This is a genomic window from Collinsella sp. AF15-51 (genome assembly GCF_003462845.1).
Classification (GTDB): Bacteria; Actinomycetota; Coriobacteriia; order Coriobacteriales; family Coriobacteriaceae; genus Collinsella.
Genome location: NZ_QRYG01000023.1, coordinates 1 through 15,971, shown reverse-complemented (window position 1 = coordinate 15,971; position 15,971 = coordinate 1). Strand labels below are relative to the sequence as shown.

General features: G+C 59.0%; 16 protein-coding genes. 8 read left to right on the top strand and 8 right to left on the bottom strand.

The annotated features are described in order from the left end of the window. The first annotated feature begins 179 nt into the window (after positions 1 to 179). Positions 180 to 1,178, top strand: a complete 999-nt coding sequence (locus DWW51_RS09235; RefSeq protein ID WP_117774293.1) for a bile acid:sodium symporter family protein — start codon at positions 180 to 182, stop codon at positions 1,176 to 1,178. Positions 1,179 to 1,208: 30 nt separating this feature from the next. On the opposite strand, the gene DWW51_RS09230 is transcribed toward DWW51_RS09235, so the two are convergent. Both DWW51_RS09230 and DWW51_RS09225 read right to left on the bottom strand, forming a co-directional pair. Beyond that, the gene (locus DWW51_RS09230; RefSeq protein ID WP_117774292.1) at positions 1,209 to 2,006 is read right to left on the bottom strand and encodes a DUF4931 domain-containing protein; all 798 of its coding nucleotides are present in this window, start codon (positions 2,004 to 2,006) and stop codon (positions 1,209 to 1,211) included. A gap of 3 nt (positions 2,007 to 2,009) precedes the next feature. Next, a complete protein-coding gene (locus DWW51_RS09225; RefSeq protein ID WP_117774291.1) occupies positions 2,010 to 2,687 on the bottom strand; it encodes a copper homeostasis protein CutC in 678 nt (225 codons plus the stop codon). Positions 2,688 to 2,971: 284 nt separating this feature from the next. Here DWW51_RS09225 and DWW51_RS09220 point away from each other — a divergent pair, with 284 nt between their 5' ends. Genes DWW51_RS09220 through DWW51_RS09210 form a run of 3 tightly spaced genes read left to right on the top strand, consistent with a single transcriptional unit; the run spans position 2,972 to position 4,189 of the window. After that, on the top strand, positions 2,972 to 3,292 hold the full coding sequence (locus tag DWW51_RS09220) for a PadR family transcriptional regulator (protein ID WP_187362357.1): 321 nt from the start codon (positions 2,972 to 2,974) through the stop codon (positions 3,290 to 3,292). Next, the gene (locus DWW51_RS09215; RefSeq protein ID WP_117655177.1) at positions 3,279 to 3,911 is read left to right on the top strand and encodes a DUF1700 domain-containing protein; all 633 of its coding nucleotides are present in this window, start codon (positions 3,279 to 3,281) and stop codon (positions 3,909 to 3,911) included. Before DWW51_RS09220 ends, DWW51_RS09215 begins: the two co-directional genes overlap by 14 nt. Before the next feature lie 14 nt (positions 3,912 to 3,925). Next, positions 3,926 to 4,189 (top strand): hypothetical protein, encoded by a 264-nt coding sequence (locus tag DWW51_RS09210; RefSeq protein ID WP_117734502.1) that lies wholly within the window; start codon positions 3,926 to 3,928, stop codon positions 4,187 to 4,189. A gap of 308 nt (positions 4,190 to 4,497) precedes the next feature. Here the strand turns inward: DWW51_RS09210 and DWW51_RS09205 are convergent, their stop codons facing one another. The 6 genes from DWW51_RS09205 to DWW51_RS09180 form a co-directional block, all read right to left on the bottom strand. Further along, positions 4,498 to 5,199 (bottom strand): ABC transporter ATP-binding protein, encoded by a 702-nt coding sequence (locus tag DWW51_RS09205; RefSeq protein WP_117774297.1) that lies wholly within the window; start codon positions 5,197 to 5,199, stop codon positions 4,498 to 4,500. A 12-nt stretch (positions 5,200 to 5,211) separates the two neighbouring features. Beyond that, complete coding sequence (locus DWW51_RS09200; protein ID WP_089573307.1) at positions 5,212 to 6,072, bottom strand: ABC transporter ATP-binding protein; 861 nt, start codon at positions 6,070 to 6,072, stop codon at positions 5,212 to 5,214. Continuing rightward, the gene (locus DWW51_RS09195) at positions 6,062 to 7,141 is read right to left on the bottom strand and encodes a branched-chain amino acid ABC transporter permease (RefSeq protein WP_117774290.1); all 1,080 of its coding nucleotides are present in this window, start codon (positions 7,139 to 7,141) and stop codon (positions 6,062 to 6,064) included. Before DWW51_RS09195 ends, DWW51_RS09200 begins: the two co-directional genes overlap by 11 nt. 9 nt (positions 7,142 to 7,150) lie before the next feature. Continuing rightward, the gene (locus DWW51_RS09190) at positions 7,151 to 8,032 is read right to left on the bottom strand and encodes a branched-chain amino acid ABC transporter permease (RefSeq protein WP_117774289.1); all 882 of its coding nucleotides are present in this window, start codon (positions 8,030 to 8,032) and stop codon (positions 7,151 to 7,153) included. Positions 8,033 to 8,171: 139 nt separating this feature from the next. After that, a complete protein-coding gene (locus DWW51_RS09185; protein ID WP_117774288.1) occupies positions 8,172 to 9,359 on the bottom strand; it encodes an ABC transporter substrate-binding protein in 1,188 nt (395 codons plus the stop codon). 270 nt (positions 9,360 to 9,629) lie between these two features. Then, the gene (locus DWW51_RS09180; protein ID WP_089573311.1) at positions 9,630 to 10,796 is read right to left on the bottom strand and encodes an ABC transporter substrate-binding protein; all 1,167 of its coding nucleotides are present in this window, start codon (positions 10,794 to 10,796) and stop codon (positions 9,630 to 9,632) included. A gap of 252 nt (positions 10,797 to 11,048) precedes the next feature. Between DWW51_RS09180 and DWW51_RS09175 the strand changes: the two genes are divergently transcribed. The 4 genes from DWW51_RS09175 to DWW51_RS09160 all read left to right on the top strand — a co-directional run bounded on the left by DWW51_RS09175 (position 11,049) and on the right by DWW51_RS09160 (position 15,817). After that, complete coding sequence (locus DWW51_RS09175) at positions 11,049 to 12,392, top strand: homoserine dehydrogenase (RefSeq protein ID WP_117655181.1); 1,344 nt, start codon at positions 11,049 to 11,051, stop codon at positions 12,390 to 12,392. Positions 12,393 to 12,606: 214 nt separating this feature from the next. After that, complete coding sequence (locus DWW51_RS09170; RefSeq protein ID WP_117645711.1) at positions 12,607 to 13,356, top strand: SDR family NAD(P)-dependent oxidoreductase; 750 nt, start codon at positions 12,607 to 12,609, stop codon at positions 13,354 to 13,356. Between the two features lie 402 nt (positions 13,357 to 13,758). Then, a complete protein-coding gene (locus DWW51_RS09165; RefSeq protein ID WP_117774287.1) occupies positions 13,759 to 14,691 on the top strand; it encodes an FHA domain-containing protein in 933 nt (310 codons plus the stop codon). A gap of 19 nt (positions 14,692 to 14,710) precedes the next feature. Continuing rightward, on the top strand, positions 14,711 to 15,817 hold the full coding sequence (locus tag DWW51_RS09160; protein WP_117774286.1) for an SPFH domain-containing protein: 1,107 nt from the start codon (positions 14,711 to 14,713) through the stop codon (positions 15,815 to 15,817). Positions 15,818 to 15,971: the final 154 nt, after the last annotated feature.

Here is a 15,971-nt window from a genome sequence, read left to right as displayed (position 1 = left end):
TGAACGGATTTATTATACCGTGCGGCACGGACGCAGAACCTCGCGGCACGCCGCGGTTTCGGTAAACGATGCCGGTAATAGCCTCGAAATATTCAAGCGTTTCTGACACACGGACGCATGCGAGCGTCTAGCATATCCATTCAAAACGGATTCACGAGCAAAGGGAGTCACAAGAGCATATGAAGCAATGGGTTGGACTGGGTAAGTTTCTCGCGGGGTACATGCAGGTCATCGTTCCGATTTGCGTTACGCTCGGCGTGCTCTTTCCCCAGCAGATCGGCGTGCTCAAGCCAATCGTTCCCGCCCTGTTTGCCTTTATGACGTTCCAAGGTGCGCTCAGCAACACTTTCCATCAGGTTACTGAGGTGTTCCGCCGTCCGCTGCATCTGATTGCGGCATTGCTCGTCTCGGCGGCGCTCATCCCCCTTGCAGCCTATGCCGCAGGATCGTTGTTCTTTGGTTCCAACCCAAACCTTGTCTGCGGCATCGTGCTCGAGTACAGCGTACCCGTGGCAGTCACCGCCTTTATGTGGATCAGCATGTTCGGCGGCAACGGCCCGCTCGCGCTCACCATCATCCTGACGTCCTCGGTCATCTCGCCCGTCACGATTCCGCTCACGCTTAAGCTCCTGCTGGGTGCCACCGTTGCAATCGATGTTCCGGGCATGATGCAGAACATGGCCTTTATGATCGCCATCCCCGCCGTGCTCGGCATCGTGATCAACGAGTTCACGCGCGGATGGGGACACGAGAAACTCTCCCCCGCGCTTTCGCCCGCCTGTAAGTTCATGATGATGGGTGTCATCGCCTCCAACTCCACCGCCATGAGCGAGTACGTGCTGCACATGAATGCGGTGCGCCTGGAAGTCGCCCTCTTTATTTTGACCTTCGCCATCAGCGGCTTTGTCGTCGGCATTCTGGTCGCCCGCGCGCTGCATCTGCCATATAGCGAGACGACTACCATGTGCTTTACCTGCGGCATGCGTAACATCTCTTCGGGCGCCGTCATCGCCACGCAGTACTTTCCAGGCGAAGTCGTGTTTCCCGTCATGTGCGGAACGCTGTTTCAGCAGGTGCTGGCCTCGATTATCGGGCACCTCTTTGAGCGCCTAACCGGCGAGGAGCGCGCCAAACAGCGCAAGCGGGTCAAGGCTGGGCGCGACGCGATGGCACGCTAGGCAGCACACTTTTCGAAGGCGCTCGCCTTGCTATACGAGCGTTTCCAGATGCGCGCGTAGGCGCTCAGCATCGATATCGAGCGTGGTCTCGGCATTAACCTGGGCCAGACGATAGCCCACGAAGTAGGGCGATACCACCCAACGTGGCAACGCCTTGGCAATGGTCCGGCCGTCCATGTGGTAGAAGAACAAGTTGTACGACTCCGCGCGACCGCCGTGGTGTTCGTGCAGGATATAGCGCAGGGCCACCTGAATCGCATCGGCAAACAGGTCCGCTTCGGCTTGGTCGCGGGCGTCGTCGCTGGCGGCGATTCCCTGTGGGACTGAAACATTGACCTCAAAGAACCCCATGATCGGTTCGGTTGAGATGTTGACCGAGACTCTCCCCTGTTGCCAGACATTGACGCCTTCGAAATTGGCGGAAGTCAGCGCCGCATAGCCGTCCTCCTGTTCCAAGCCCACAATCTGCATGTGTGGATGGACGAGACTGCCGCCCGAAAGCGGGCCTTTGTTCTTGTACATGAGCACACTGCGGTACTGTTGGGAATCGATCATCTGCTGCCAACAGCCCAGGGCAAACCGCATCACATGATGCAGCTCATCTGGTTCATAGGTCGCCAGGTCGGCGTCGTGATTGGCCGACTCGATCAATACGGTCTGACGGGTGGCCCGCAAGGTCTTGAACTTATTCTCGAGCCAGATGCAGTCACCATCGCGCTGGATGATGTTGGCGAGCCCCTCCGTGTCGCAAAAGGGGCACGCGGTGCCAGGGCGACGATTATCGTCGGGCTTGCCGCTCGCCTGCTGGACGTCAAATACCAGCGCCACGGGTTATACCCCCAGCGGCACGATCTTGGTGCCATGGAGCTCGGAGACGCCTAGCGCCGCCACGACCGCGTCGCGATTTGCCGTAGTGATGCCGCCGCCGGGAAGGATGGTCAAGCGATCGCCCGCATACTCGATTAAACGAGCCAGGTGATCGAAATTATCCTCGATCGACGTACCGGCCGCACCGCCATGTGTGAGGATGCGCGTAACGCCGCAGTCGGCAAGTGTATCAATCGCATCGAGCTGAACCTCGGGCGAGAGCTGGTCAAATGCCATGTGGAAGGTGATGTCAAGGGGCTCGCGCTTGCACTCCTCCGTCGCGCAGCCCGTAGCCATAACGAGGGCGCCGAGGGTGAGCTCGTCGAGCGCCCAGCCGCTGGCACAGGGCTTGCAGCAGCCAAAGACCAGGCCGTCAACGCCGGCACTCACAGCAAGGCCCAGGTCCATCTCCATCATGCGCAGCTCGTCCTGGTTGTAATGAAAGTCGCCACCACGCGGACGAATCATGCACATCACTCGCGCGTCATGCTCGTGAGCGTAACTGACTGTAGCGCTAATAACGCCGGCGGAAGGCGTGGTGCCACCGACGGCAAGGTTGTCACACAGCTCAATGCGCCCCGCACCAGCCTCGATGGCCGCCGGCACTCGCTCAAAGTTCTCGGCGCAAAATTCGTACAGCATAGATAGCCCCCAGAAGACATTTCTATTTCCACACGGCATTGTCGCACGTTAAATAGCAACCCGCACGATGGAACAAAACCTTGACAAGGAGTGTCCCAAAGTGCCGGCACATAAGGAACGTCCCCAGGTGCCACCTTGAGCGATGGGCACTCATTTAAGTACGTCCCCAATGAGTACCCGCAGGGGACAGACAGACCAGACTCCCTATACGACAACTGTTGACATCATATACTATGTGTCATATAGTAGGTGTTACACAGTATACTACGAAAGGAGGTGTGCGGATGGAGGCACAGATGAAGCGCGGCTTCCTCGAGGCCTGCGTGCTCGCGGCCGTCTCGGGCGAGGAATCCTACGGCTATCAGATCGTGAAGGACGTGCCCGCGAGTATGGGACTCACGGAATCCACGCTCTATCCGTTGCTCAAGCGCCTGGAGAAGGCGGGCTGCATCACCGCGCGCTCCGCCGAACACAACGGGCGGCTGCGGAGGTACTACCGCATCACGGACGCCGGGCGCGAGCGTATCGCCGAGTTCCTCGCCGAATGGCCATCCGTGCAGGAGATCTACCGTTACGTGGAGGGGGCGCACCATGACGCGCGATGAGTTCTTGAACCGGCTGGGCGAGCTTCTGGCCTGCCTGCCGGCAGATCAGGTAAAGGAAACGCAGGAGTTCTACGCGGAGGCCATCGCCGACCGTATGGAGGACGGCATGACGGAGGCCGAGGCTGTGGCCGCCATGGGCACGCCCGGTGAGGTCGCCGAGGCAACGCTCGACGAACTGCCCGCCGTGCCGCGCGCGATCGCGAGGACCAAGCGCAAGAGCACGGCACTTCTATGGGCGCTCGCCATCGTGGGCTCTCCGGTATGGATTCCGCTGCTGCTCGCGTTCGTCGCCGTTGCCGCTGCAGTCTACATCTGTATTTGGGTTCTTGCGCTCTGCGTGTGGATCGTGGCCGCGGCATTCGGGGGCGCGGGCCTGGTAGGGCTCCTGTTCGCCGTGGACGGCATCATTATCGGGCATGTTCCGTACGTTTTGGCCTCGATGGGAATGGGATTCGCTTCCATCGGTGTGGCGCTCCTCACGGGAGCAGGCGCCTGGACGGCGTCCAAGCAGATCGCGCGCCTCTCTGCCCTTTGGGCGAAGAAAGCCGTTTCGCCCTTCTGGAAAGATCGAGGCAATAAGAGCCGCATGGGCGCTGAAGCGGCGCCGCTCACGGCATAGGAAGGAGTGCAAACATGTCCAGCGTAAAAAAGATTTACCTTGCCGTAGCGGGTGGGCTTGTTGCCACGGGGCTCGTCCTGGCTGCTATCGGATTTGTGGCCTCCGGCTTTAACCTCGCTGTGTTCAACACGCAGATCGACCTGCGCGATGACACCATCATTCTGGGTGGTGTTGAAATGGACGACCCGACAGGGCTTCCACTCATCGAGCAGCTTGCCGAGGTTGGCGAGATCCATATTGGATCTGCAACGGCTGGTTCGTCTTCTACTCGCAAATGATCGAGCTCGTAGCAGCCATCCCCCTTCGGGCACACCACGACGGGCGTGAGCACGCCGCACTCGGAGCCTTTTGACCTAGTCGTTGGGGACGTTCTTAAACGACTAGTCATTCAAGAACGTCCCCAACGACTACCCCCAACGTCGATGTTTTGGCAACGACAGCGAAAGCCCGCCAGAGCGAGCAAGGTGCCTTGAAACGAGGCGGCATTGACCTTCTGGTCATGCCGCCCTCTTTGAATGACAAGTTGTCGCTCTGGCGCTCGCGCAGCGTCGAGCCGTTACGCGGTTTGGTAAAACCGCGTAACTATCTAGCCGCCCAGGTAGGCTTTGCGGACGTTGTCGTCGTGGAGCAGCTCTTGGCCGCTGCCGGTCATGGTGATCTTGCCGGTCTCGAGCACGTAGCCGCGCGTGGCGATTGAAAGCGCCATCTGGGCGTTCTGCTCGACCAGAAGCACCGTGGTGCCGGCCTTGTGCAGGTCCTCGACAATCTGGAAGATCTGCTCAATCAGAATCGGCGCCAGACCCATGGAAGGCTCATCGAGCATGAGCAGCTTGGGGTTGCTCATAAGGGCGCGCCCCATAACGAGCATCTGCTGCTCGCCGCCCGAAAGGGTGCCGGCGACCTGGCGACGGCGCTCCTTAAGGCGCGGGAACTGCTCGTAGACGCGCTCAAGGCCCGGAGCCACCGTGGACTTGGGCTGCGTGTAGGCGCCCATCTCCAGGTTCTCCTCGACCGTCATCTGCAAAAAGGCGCGACGGCCCTCGGGCACCTGGGCCAGGCCCTTGCCCACCAGTTTATCGGCAGGCGTATGGGTAATGTCCTCGCCCATAAACTTGATGGAGCCGGTCTTGGAACGCAGCAGGCCCGAGACGGTCTTAAGCGTCGTGGACTTGCCGGCGCCGTTCGCGCCGATCAGGGCCACGATCTCGCCCTCGTTGACGTTAAAGGAGATGTCCTTGATGGCGTGGATGGCGCCGTACCAGACGTTGATGTTGTAGACGGAAAGCATCGGCTCTGCCATTTAGTTCTCCCCCTTATCCTGCTTGCCCAGATACGCCTCGATAACAGCGTCGTTATTCTGGATCTCCTCGGCCGTACCCTTGGCGATGACCTTGCCAAAGTTGAGCACGCAGATGCCCTCGCAGATGTTCATGACGAGCGACATGTCATGCTCGATAAGCATGATGGCAATGCCAAAGGTGTCGCGGATCTTGACAATGTTCTCCATGAGCTCCGCGGTCTCGGACGGGTTCATGCCGGCGGCAGGCTCGTCGAGCAGCAGTAGCTTGGGGTTGGTGGCAAGCGCGCGGACAATCTCCAGACGACGCTGAGCGCCGTATGGCAGCGATCCGGCCTGCTCGTTTGCCAGGTGCTCCATATCAAAGATGGACAGCAGCTCCATGGCGCGCTCGTGGGCGGCCTTCTCGTGCTTCCAATACGTCGGCAGGCGCAGCACGCCCTCAAAGCCGGAGTAGCGCTCCTGGTTATGCAGGCCGACCTTAACGTTATCCTCCACCGTCATGGTGTTGAACAGGCGAATGTTCTGGAATGTACGGGCAATACCCATGCGGTTGACCTGATAGACCGACTTGCCCGAGGTGTCCTCGCCGTCGAGCAGGATGGTGCCGTGCGTGGGCTGGTACACCTTGGTGAGCAGGTTGAAGACCGTGGTCTTACCGGCACCGTTAGGGCCGATCAAACCGGCGATCTCGGTCTTACCGATGGTCAGGCTAAAGTCGTCTACTGCCTTAAGGCCGCCAAATTCAATGCCCAAGTGGATGCACTCGAGCGCCGGGCGCTGGCCCAGGTCGCGATCGGGAACGATGGCGCCAGAAGGATACGGGACCATCTTGCCCTTGTTGAACTCAAACTTACTGGGCATCGACTGCCACCTCCTTCTTGGAAGCAAAGCGGTCCTTAATGCGTGCGAAGAACGCCTTGAGCTGCGGGTTGTTGGTAAAGATCATGACCAGGATCAGCACGATGGCGTAGATGAGCATGCGGTAGTCCGAGAACTGACGGAGCAGCTCGGGAAGCACTGTGAGCAACGCCGCCGCGATGACGGAGCCGCGCATATTGCCCAGACCGCCCAGGACCACGAACACCAGGATGAGGATGGACGTGTTGAAGTCGAACTTGGTAGCGGAAAGCTGCGAGAAGTTACCGCCGAAGAGGGCTCCGGCAGCGCCGGCGAGAGCGGCGGAAACCACGAAGGCGATCATGCGGTACTCGGTGACGGAGATGCCCACGGACTCGGCAGCGATCTTGTTGTCGCGCACGGCCATAATGGCACGGCCGGTACGGCTGCGAACCAGGTTGAGTACGATCACGAGCGCAACCATGACCAGGATGGCACCGGCGAGGAAGGTCGAGTACGTCGACACGCCCGAGGCGCCCTGGGCGCCCTTGATGATGGCGGTACCGTCCTCGAGCAGGTGCAGATCGTCGATTGTGGAGTTACCCGTGATGTTAAAGATCACGTGCAGGCCGCGGGAATCGACGCCCACAATGAGACAGGTGACGATCTCTTTGATAATCTCGCCAAAGGCCAGCGTCACGATAGCCAGGTAATCGCCGCTCAGGCGAAGGACCGGGATGCCGATCAAGAAGCCCAGGATAGCGGCAGCGATGGCGCCGACCACGATGCTGATGATAAGGCGCACCGGATCGGAGGGAACGGCGCTCTCGAGGGCGACCGCGGTGACGATGCCCGTGTAGGCGCCGACGCTCATAAAGCCCGCGTGGCCCAGCGACAAGTCGCCCGCGATGCCGACGACGAGGTTGAGGGAGATGGCCATGACGATATAGGCCGTGATGGGAACCAGCTGACCGGCGATCATGCGCGGAATCATGTGGTTGGACTGCATAAAGAACACGATGGCGAACGCCACAAGGCACATGGCGTACGTAACAAAGTCGTGACGCGTCTGCTTGTCTTTAAGAAACTTCATAACGCTCACCTACACCTTCTCGGGGACGTACTTGCCCAAGAGGCCGGCAGGCTTGACGAGCAGGACGATGATCAAAACACCAAAGACGATGGAGTTGGCAAGGCTCGTGGAAATGTAGGCCTGCGCCATCGCCTCGATGATGCCGATGAGAATGCCACCGACAAAGGCACCGGAGATGGAGCCGATGCCGCCGAAAACGGCAGCGTCGAAGGCCTTGATGCCAGGCATGGCGCCCGTGGTGGGCTGCAGGACCGGCGAGTAGGAGCACAGGAGCACACCGGCGATGGCAGCAAGGGCGGAGCCGATAGCAAACGTCATCGAGATGGTGCGGTTGACGTTGATGCCCATGAGCTGAGCGGCGGCTTTGTCCTCGGACACGGCACGCATTGCCTTGCCCATCTTGGTCTTACCTGTAAAGAACATCAGGCCGGCCATGATAACCAGGCAGGCGACGATGGTGACGAGCGATACGGCGCTTACATTGAACTTGGCCAAGAACTCCGGCACCTGGAAGGTGACGAGCGAAGTGAAGTTCTTGGGCGTGGCGCCCCACAGAAGCTGCGCGGCGTTCTGCAGGAAGTAAGACACGCCGATGGCCGTGATCAAAACGGCCAGCGGCCCCGCCTGACGCAGCGGCTTGTATGCCAGACCCTCGATGAGAACACCGAGAACGGTACAGACCACACAAGAGAGAATTACAGATGCCCAGCCCGGGAGGCCGAGATACGACGTGGCGCAGAACGAGACATAGGCACCGACCATGATAACGTCGCCGTGAGCGAAGTTCAGCATCTTGGCGATGCCATAGACCATGGTGTAGCCCAACGCGATGATGGCGTAGACGCTGCCCATGGACAGGCCGTTGACCAGGTATTGGATAAAGACCGTCATGTTCCACATCCCCCTTTCGAATAGGTTTCCAGTTAATGTATGAAACAGGGACGTTACACTGTCCCTAGATACCAAGCAAGCAGGGAAGGCCAAAACCTCCCCTGCTTGGGATCAAAACCGCTCTATGTAAGGCGGCTTATTAGGCCTGTACGTACTTGCCGTCGGTGATGACGTACGCCGTGGGCTCCTTCTGGACCTGGCCCTTATCGTTCCAGGTGAGCTTGCCGGTCAGACCGTCAACGGTAATCTTGAGCATAGCCTTAGGCAGCTTCTTGGCGACCTCGGTCGGGTCGGCGTCGACACCAAGACCGGCCTCCTCGAGGGCCTCGGCCACCGCGTGCACGCCGTCGTAAGCGTCGGCGGCAAACTGGTCCGGAGTCTCGCCATACTTATCCTTGTAAGCGTTGACGAAGTCGGCGTTCTTCTCGTCGTCGGCGGAGAACGGGGTCATGAGCAGCAGACCCTCGGCAAGAGAGGTGTCGAAGCCCTCAACGCCCAGGATGCCGTCCATGCCGTCGCAGCCCATCATCTTGACGTCGTAGCCCATGTCCTTGGCGTTCTTGAGCAGGACGGACGCCGGCGTGTAGTAGATCGGCGCAAAGATCATGGTAGCGCCGGCCTGCTTGGCCTTGGTGAGCTGGTTGGTAAAGCTCGTGGCGGAGTCGTCCTTAAAGGTCTCCTCGTCAACAATCTCGAGCTTGGATTTAGCGGCCTGAACCTTAAAGGAATCTGCGATGCCCGAAGAATAGGCGTCGCCGGAGTTATAGAACAGTACGAACTTCTCGTCCGCATACTTCTGCGCCAGGAACTTGGCAGCGTTGACGCCCTGGTTGGGATCGGTAAAGCAAACCTGGAAGACGCAATCCTTGCCCTTGGTGACGTCCTCGGAGGACGCGGACGGAGTGATCATGAACGTCTCGGGGTCGTTACCGCACTCGGCGGCAACGGCAACCGACGCACCCGTGGTGGTCGGGCCGACGAGGGCCTGCATGCCCCAGTCGAGCAGGGTGTTAAAGGCGTTGACGGCCTTCTCGCCGTCGGCCTGGTCATCCTCGGCCTTGCTGGCAAGCGGCAGCTCCTTGGTCGAGAAATCCTTGCAGCCAAGCTCGACACCCTGGGTAACGGACTTGCCGTAGGACGCGTTGGCGCCGGTCAGCGGGCCGATGGTGCCGATCTTAAACGAAGCGTCGCCCGAAGCGGAACCGCTGTCGCCGCCGTTGGAGGAGCAGCCAGCTAGAATAGACATCGCCCCCAGACCTGCTGCGCTCGCGATAACGCTCCTGCGATTCATAACAGGGTTCAATGACTTACCGGTGAGGCTCGACATGCGGCTCTCCTCTCAAATCTCGTCGGGTTTCGGTTACCCAACAGGCCATCCTTCGCCGTGTTCGGCGTTCGCAAAATAGTAGACGCTTTAGTTGAGAAAAGTGGCGATTATTTCAACTTTTCTTTTGTTTTGTCCGTTTATCCATAATTATGCGTATTTCTATTGGTTTATGCAGTTTAGCCACTTTATTGTGTGAAAGTAATGTTTCCATTCCGTTACAAGCGTCCCTGCCCTGAATAAAACGGCCTCACCGGTCGCACTTTTGCGCACTTAGGCGGCGATGTACTTGCCGTCCTGGATCACATAGGCTGTGGCGGGCTTCTCGACTTGGCCCTCGTCGTTCCACGTGAGCTCGCCCGTCAGGCCCTCGATCTTGATCTTGCGCATGGCCTTGGCAAGATCGCCGGCAATGTCGGCGCCGTCGGCCGTGATGTCGATGTCTGCCTTATCGATAGCCTCGACAATCGCATGGACGCAGTCATAGGCATCGGCGGCAAACTGGTTAGGCGTCTCGTCGTAGGCGTCCTTATATGCCTTGACGAAGTCGGCGTTCTTCTCATCGTCGGCAGAGAACGGGGTCATGAGCAGCACGCCCTCGGCAAGGGAGGTGTCGAAGCCCTCAACGGAGAGCAGGCCGTCCATGCCGTCGGTACCCATGAGGGTCATGTCGTATCCCATGTCCTTGGCGTTCTTGAGCAAAACGGACGCCGGCGTGTAGTAGATCGGCGCAAAGATGAGCGTGGCGCCGGCCTCCTTGGCCTTGGTGAGCTGGTTGGTAAAGCTCGTGGAGGAGTCGTCCTTAAAGGTCTCGGTATCGACGATATCAAGTTTGGACTCCTTGGCCTGCTCGGCAAAGGCATCGGCAACACCCGAGCTGTACGTATCGCCGGAGTTGTAGAACAGGGCGATCTTGGCGTCTGCATACTTCTCGGCCAAGAACTTCGCGGCGCTGGCACCCATGGTGGGATCGGTGAAGCAAACCTGAAAGACCGTTGTCTTATCCTTGGTCACGTCGAGCGACGAGGCCGAAGGCGTGACCATGAGCATATCGTCGGCGATCTCGCCCGAGACAGCGACGGCGGCACCAGTCGTGACGGGGCCGACGAGCGCCTGCATGCCCCAGTCGCACAGGGTATTGAAGGCGTTGATAGCCTTCTCGCCGTCGGCGACGTCATCCTCGGACTTAAGCGAGAGTTTGAGGTCCTTGGTCGAGAAATCCTTGGCGGCAAGCTTGGCACCCTTCTCGGCCGAAACGCCATAGGTTGCCGCGGCGCCGGTCAGAGGGCCGATGACACCGATCTTGAAGGTCTTGCCGTCATCGGCGGTGCCGCCGTCCGAGCCACCCGACGAGCAACCAGCGAGTGCTGCGGTGCTGCCGAGCGCCGCAGCGCCGGCGAGAAAGTTCCTACGGCTGAGCGTGCTGTTGATGTTGAACATGGTGTCCCCCTTTTTTCGCTGGCCGCGGTGCGGCCGTCTTGCGGTACAGGGCAAACCTTATGGCGCAAACGTTGACAGTTTGTTACGGAAGTCCGTTTGTAGCGAGCGTGTTTCCAATGTTTCCGCAGCGTTTCGGGGGTGCCGTTTTGTGCGGCTCCTGTTGCCTGGCGAGCACGCGCCCCCGGTTCACGCTAGAATGCACTCAACCTTTAAGCGGTTTATCCATCCATAAGATGCACGAAGGAGTTATCTATGAGCGAACCCCTGCGCACCGTGAACGTCGGTCTGATCGGTCTGGGAACCGTCGGCGGCGGCGTGGCCCGTCTGATCAAGAGCCACCACGATGAGTACCTGGCAGCCTACGGCATCGACCTTAAGCTGACCCGCGCCTGCGCGCTTGCTTGGGAGCAGGCCGAGGCGGCAGGCATTGAGCGCGAGGCCTTTACGAGCGACTGGCACGATGTCGTCACCGACCCCGCCGTCGACATCGTCGTCGAGCTGATTGGCGGCGAGCATCCCGCAACCGAGATCTTCACCACTGCCTTCGAGAACGGCAAGCATGTCGTCTCCGCCAACAAGGCCCTGCTGGGCCGCCATGTCGAGACGCTTGCCGAGAAGGCACGTGCGTGCGGCGTGCAGATTAAGTGCGAGGCCAGCTGCGGTGGCGGCATCCCCATTGTCAGCACGCTCGAGCACGACCTGGTGGGTAACAAGATCCTGACCATCGCCGGCATCCTCAACGGCACCACCAACTACATCCTGTCGCGCATGGACGCCGAGGGCGCCGATTACGCTGACGTGCTCGCCGACGCCCAGGCTAAGGGCTATGCCGAGGCCGACCCGTCCGCCGACGTCGACGGCTTCGACGCCGCCAGCAAGACGGCAATCCTCGCTTCCATCGGCTTTGGCACCCGCGTGACCACCGACGATGTCTACCAGCAGGGTATCCGTACCATCGGCGCCGAGGACATCGCCCAGGCCCGCGAGCTCGGCTACACCATCAAGCTGCTGGGCATCGCACGCAACACCGACGCCGGCGTCGACGTCCGCGTGCATCCCACGCTGATCCCCGCCGACCACATGCTCGCCAAGGTCAACGGCGCCATGAACGCTGTCTACGTGGTAGGCGACGCCGTGGGCGAGACCATGTTCTACGGTGCCGGCGCAGGCTCCTTCCCCACCGCGAGTGCCGTCGTGGGCGACATCCTGTCGCTCTCCGAGCAGATCAGCCGCGGCGTTGCTCCGCTGCCCGAGATTGAGCCCTATGGTCACAACCTCGCCTTTAAGCCCATGGACGAGCTCCAGACCAAGTACTATGTGCGCCTGAAAGTCGCCGACCGCGTGGGCGCCCTGTCCGAGACGGTCGACATCTTTGCCAAGCACAACATCTCGATCTCGCTCATCAACCAGGTCGAGGACGGCAAATCGGGCGTCAGCGATGCCTGCTCGGTCATCTTCCTAACGCACCGCGCGCTCGAGAAGGACGTCCAGGCTGCCGCCGCCGAGCTTGCCAGCGTCGACTGCGTGGCCGAGGTCGCCAACGTCCTGCGCATCGAGGACGTTGAAGCTTGGACCGAAGGCGTCATGGCGAACTAGCCCAACGCTCGCCTAGCAATACGCGCCTTGAGGGCTCCCGTCCGATGTGGGACGGGAGCCCTTTTGTCACCTGCCCTAAGCACAACGGCAGAGCACATTTGCGCGAGCCGCTCATCGGTAACGCGGGCTACCGTTCACCGATATGCAAACACGGCCGATTCCGGTTACGGCTACGCTGTGTTGCGAATGTCCGCCCGCGATGAGAGGAAGCACCATGTTGCTCGAGGGCAAGAAAGCAATCATCACCGGAGGCACACGCGGTATCGGCTATGCCATCGCCTGCCGTTTTATCGAGGAAGGCGCTGCCGTCACCGTCTTTGGCTCGCGCCAAGAGACTGCCGACACGGCCGTTGAGAAGCTGACAGCCGCCTATCCCGACGCCAAGGTCTGGGGTCGCTCCTGCGATCTCACCTCGCTCGAGGCCGTGACTGAGGCCTTTACGCAGACTGCAGCCGACATGGGCGGCTTGGACACGGTCGTCAACAATGCCGGTATCTCCCAGCGTTCACCCCTCTTGGACTACACGGCCGAGGAGTTCGCAAAGGTCATGGACCTTAACGTCGTCGCCGTCTTTAATGGCCACCAGGCTGCCGCCAAGATCATGACCGAGGCCGGCCACGGCGGCACCATCACTACCACAAGCTCGATGGTCGCCAAGTACGGCCAGCCCTCCGGCGTCGGTTACCCCACGTCCAAGTTTGCCGTCAACGGTATGGTCCAGTCGCTCTCGCGCGAGCTCGCTCCCATGGGCATCCGCGTCAACGCCGTCGCCCCCGGCGTGACTAAGACCGACATGGTCGCCAACCTGCCCGAAGAGGTCATCAAGCCCATCATCGCCACCATTCCGCTGGGTCGCATGGGCGAGCCCGAGGATGTCGCCAACGCCTTTGTTTTCCTGGCGAGCGACATGTCCTCCTACGTCACGGGCGCCGTGCTCCCCGTCGACGGAGCCGCCCGCTCCTAAGGAGCCACAAGCTTTGGCTTCAAGCTTCAACATAGCTCAACCAAAAAGGCGCGCCGTCTGAATCAACTGCAGACAGCGCGCCTTCTCCTGTTATGAAAGGGAAACTATGTCCCAGTATTTCGGATCAGAACGGGGCACGGTTTCCCCCAGGACCTCCTTGCGGAAACTGCATCCCACTCTGAGCGCCCATTCCGGGACACAGCTTCCCGAAGGGCGGCTGAGTCGTGCCATCCTAATCAAAACGCGACCGCATAGCGCCCCTAAGATAACCAGTTCTCATGCTGGAGCAAATGCATCAGGTGGCGTGACCGCTCACCGACATGCAATTTGTTGCACAGTAAAATCGGCTAGTGGCACCCTTATCCTTTATTTAGCGAATAAGTTCAAGGAAGGGAGAATGTCATGCCAAGACGGCAAACACCGCTCGAGGTCATGTTCTCCCTGTTCAAGACTTCATTTACCCTGAGCCATCGCGCATTTGCCGAACTGTTACTATCCGATCTGCCGTTAACAAATGGACAGCCTACCGCCCAAATGGCACAGGACACCAGCTGGCTTTCGCGCACGATTGTGCACTCGCAGCCGGGCTCCCTAGAAGATCGCTACTTTGCCGACTGGTCCTGCGCATCGAATCAAATCCTGCACAAGCTACGGGAAAAAGGGTATTCGAACGCCGACATCTATACCATGATTGCGGCAGCGACTGACACGATGGCTCAAGCGCTCGGTGCCTGTGGGCGTAATGGGCTCCTTTACCGGAACGCCGCCTCGCGCCTCGTCAGCAGCCAGCCAGACAAAGATGACAGGGCTCTTATCTCAATCACGCTCGTTGTTTCGACCGCCTGTTGGTGCGATCCGGCCCGTGCTATCGCGTACATCAGGGACCGCTTTGAATTCGCAGAGAACGTCAGGTCGTTTACCCCCTCAAGTATTTCTTTCTGTCCATGCGATTTAAAACAAACGGGCACCGAACGTGCGATCGGCCTTATCAGGATCGACAACGAACTCGTCGTCGGGGGCCCTTATGTCATTGAGCCTTCTACCATGGGCTCCATCATCGGAGCGCTCGCACTCGAAGACGGCGCTGTCACCGATGTTGGGCTGGATGTCTCCGCCAAGCATCTCCGCATCTTCGCCGAGAACAATGCTTGGTACGCACAAGACCTCGGTTCGACCAACGGCACGCATCTGATTCGAACAGCCGATAACAGCGAACTCGACATCAGCTCCGGCGCACCCGCCCAGCTGTACCCCGGCGACATCCTGCGCCTGGGTCTCAGCACTTCTTTTGCCGTCGTAGCAACGGCGGCTATCTTAGCAAATCCACATCACTAACCATGGAAGCAGGAGGACTATGAGCATCACGGATGTCATCAAATATGAGGGCAATAACCAAACTTTTATCTGGAAACACCCCTCAGAAGACTTCAATACGGGCTCGCAACTCATTGTTCACGAGACCCAAGAAGCAATTTTCTTCCTTAATGGACAGGCCCTGGATTCGTTTGGACCAGGCAGGCATGAACTTGAGACTCAAAATCTACCGTTACTGAACGGCATTTCGAAGATAACGACCGGTGGTGTCAGCCCGTTTCACTCAGAAGTCTACTTTGTTAACCTCATCGAGCAGATGGGCATACGCTGGGGAACCAATTCCAAGATTCAGTTCATGGAACCGACTTATGGATTTCCGCTCTCGCTCGGGGCGTCCGGAGAGATGGCTCTTGCTGTAAAAGAGCCCCGCAGGCTCCTTCTCAAGCTTGTTGGAACCGAAGCTTTGCTCTCCCAGGACAAGCTGATCAGCTATTTCAAAGCTTTCCTGCAAACTCGAGTAAAAACTCATCTGGCACAAGTAATTACCGAACAAAAACTCTCCATTTTCGAACTTGATGCACACCTTGAAGAGTTATCCGACTCGCTTAAGAACAAGCTGCTTCCCGACTTTGCCGCATACGGCCTCTCATTAACGCAAATGCTGGTCACCGCCATCGTCAAACCCGAAGGTGATCCGGTATACGAGAAGTTTAAGGACCTCCATTTCAAGCAATATGCCGACGTACGCGAAGCACAGATAAAACAACAGGTCAGCATTATCGAACAAGAAACTGCGGCGCAGCGCACCGTAATCTCCGCAAAAGCGCGCGCAGAAAAACGGCAAATCGAAGGCTATACCTATCAACAGGAACGCAGCTTCGATGTTGCCGAAAAGATGGCCCAAAACGAAGCGACTGGCGAATACGCAAACATGGGAATTGGTCTGGGCGTAATGGCCGGTGTCGGCGGGACCATGGGGTCAGTTATGACCGATGCACTCTCACAAGCCACCGGCACGTCCGCGACGCAGCCCATCCCTGCGGATACCAATTCGCAGCAAAGTGCTGCAAAGTTCTGTTCCGAATGTGGATATCGCTTCTCTGGAACCGAGAAGTTCTGTCCCGAGTGCGGAGCACGGAGGTCATAATGAAGAACACACAGGCATATATTGCAGCAATCCCCGTAGCCCTCTTCATAGCTATCGAAAGCGTGACAATACTTTTATTTGGACCCTCAACCACTTTTTGGATGGCTCTGTTAGACCAAATTTGACACGATCGGCTGTTCGTCGAACCGGAAAA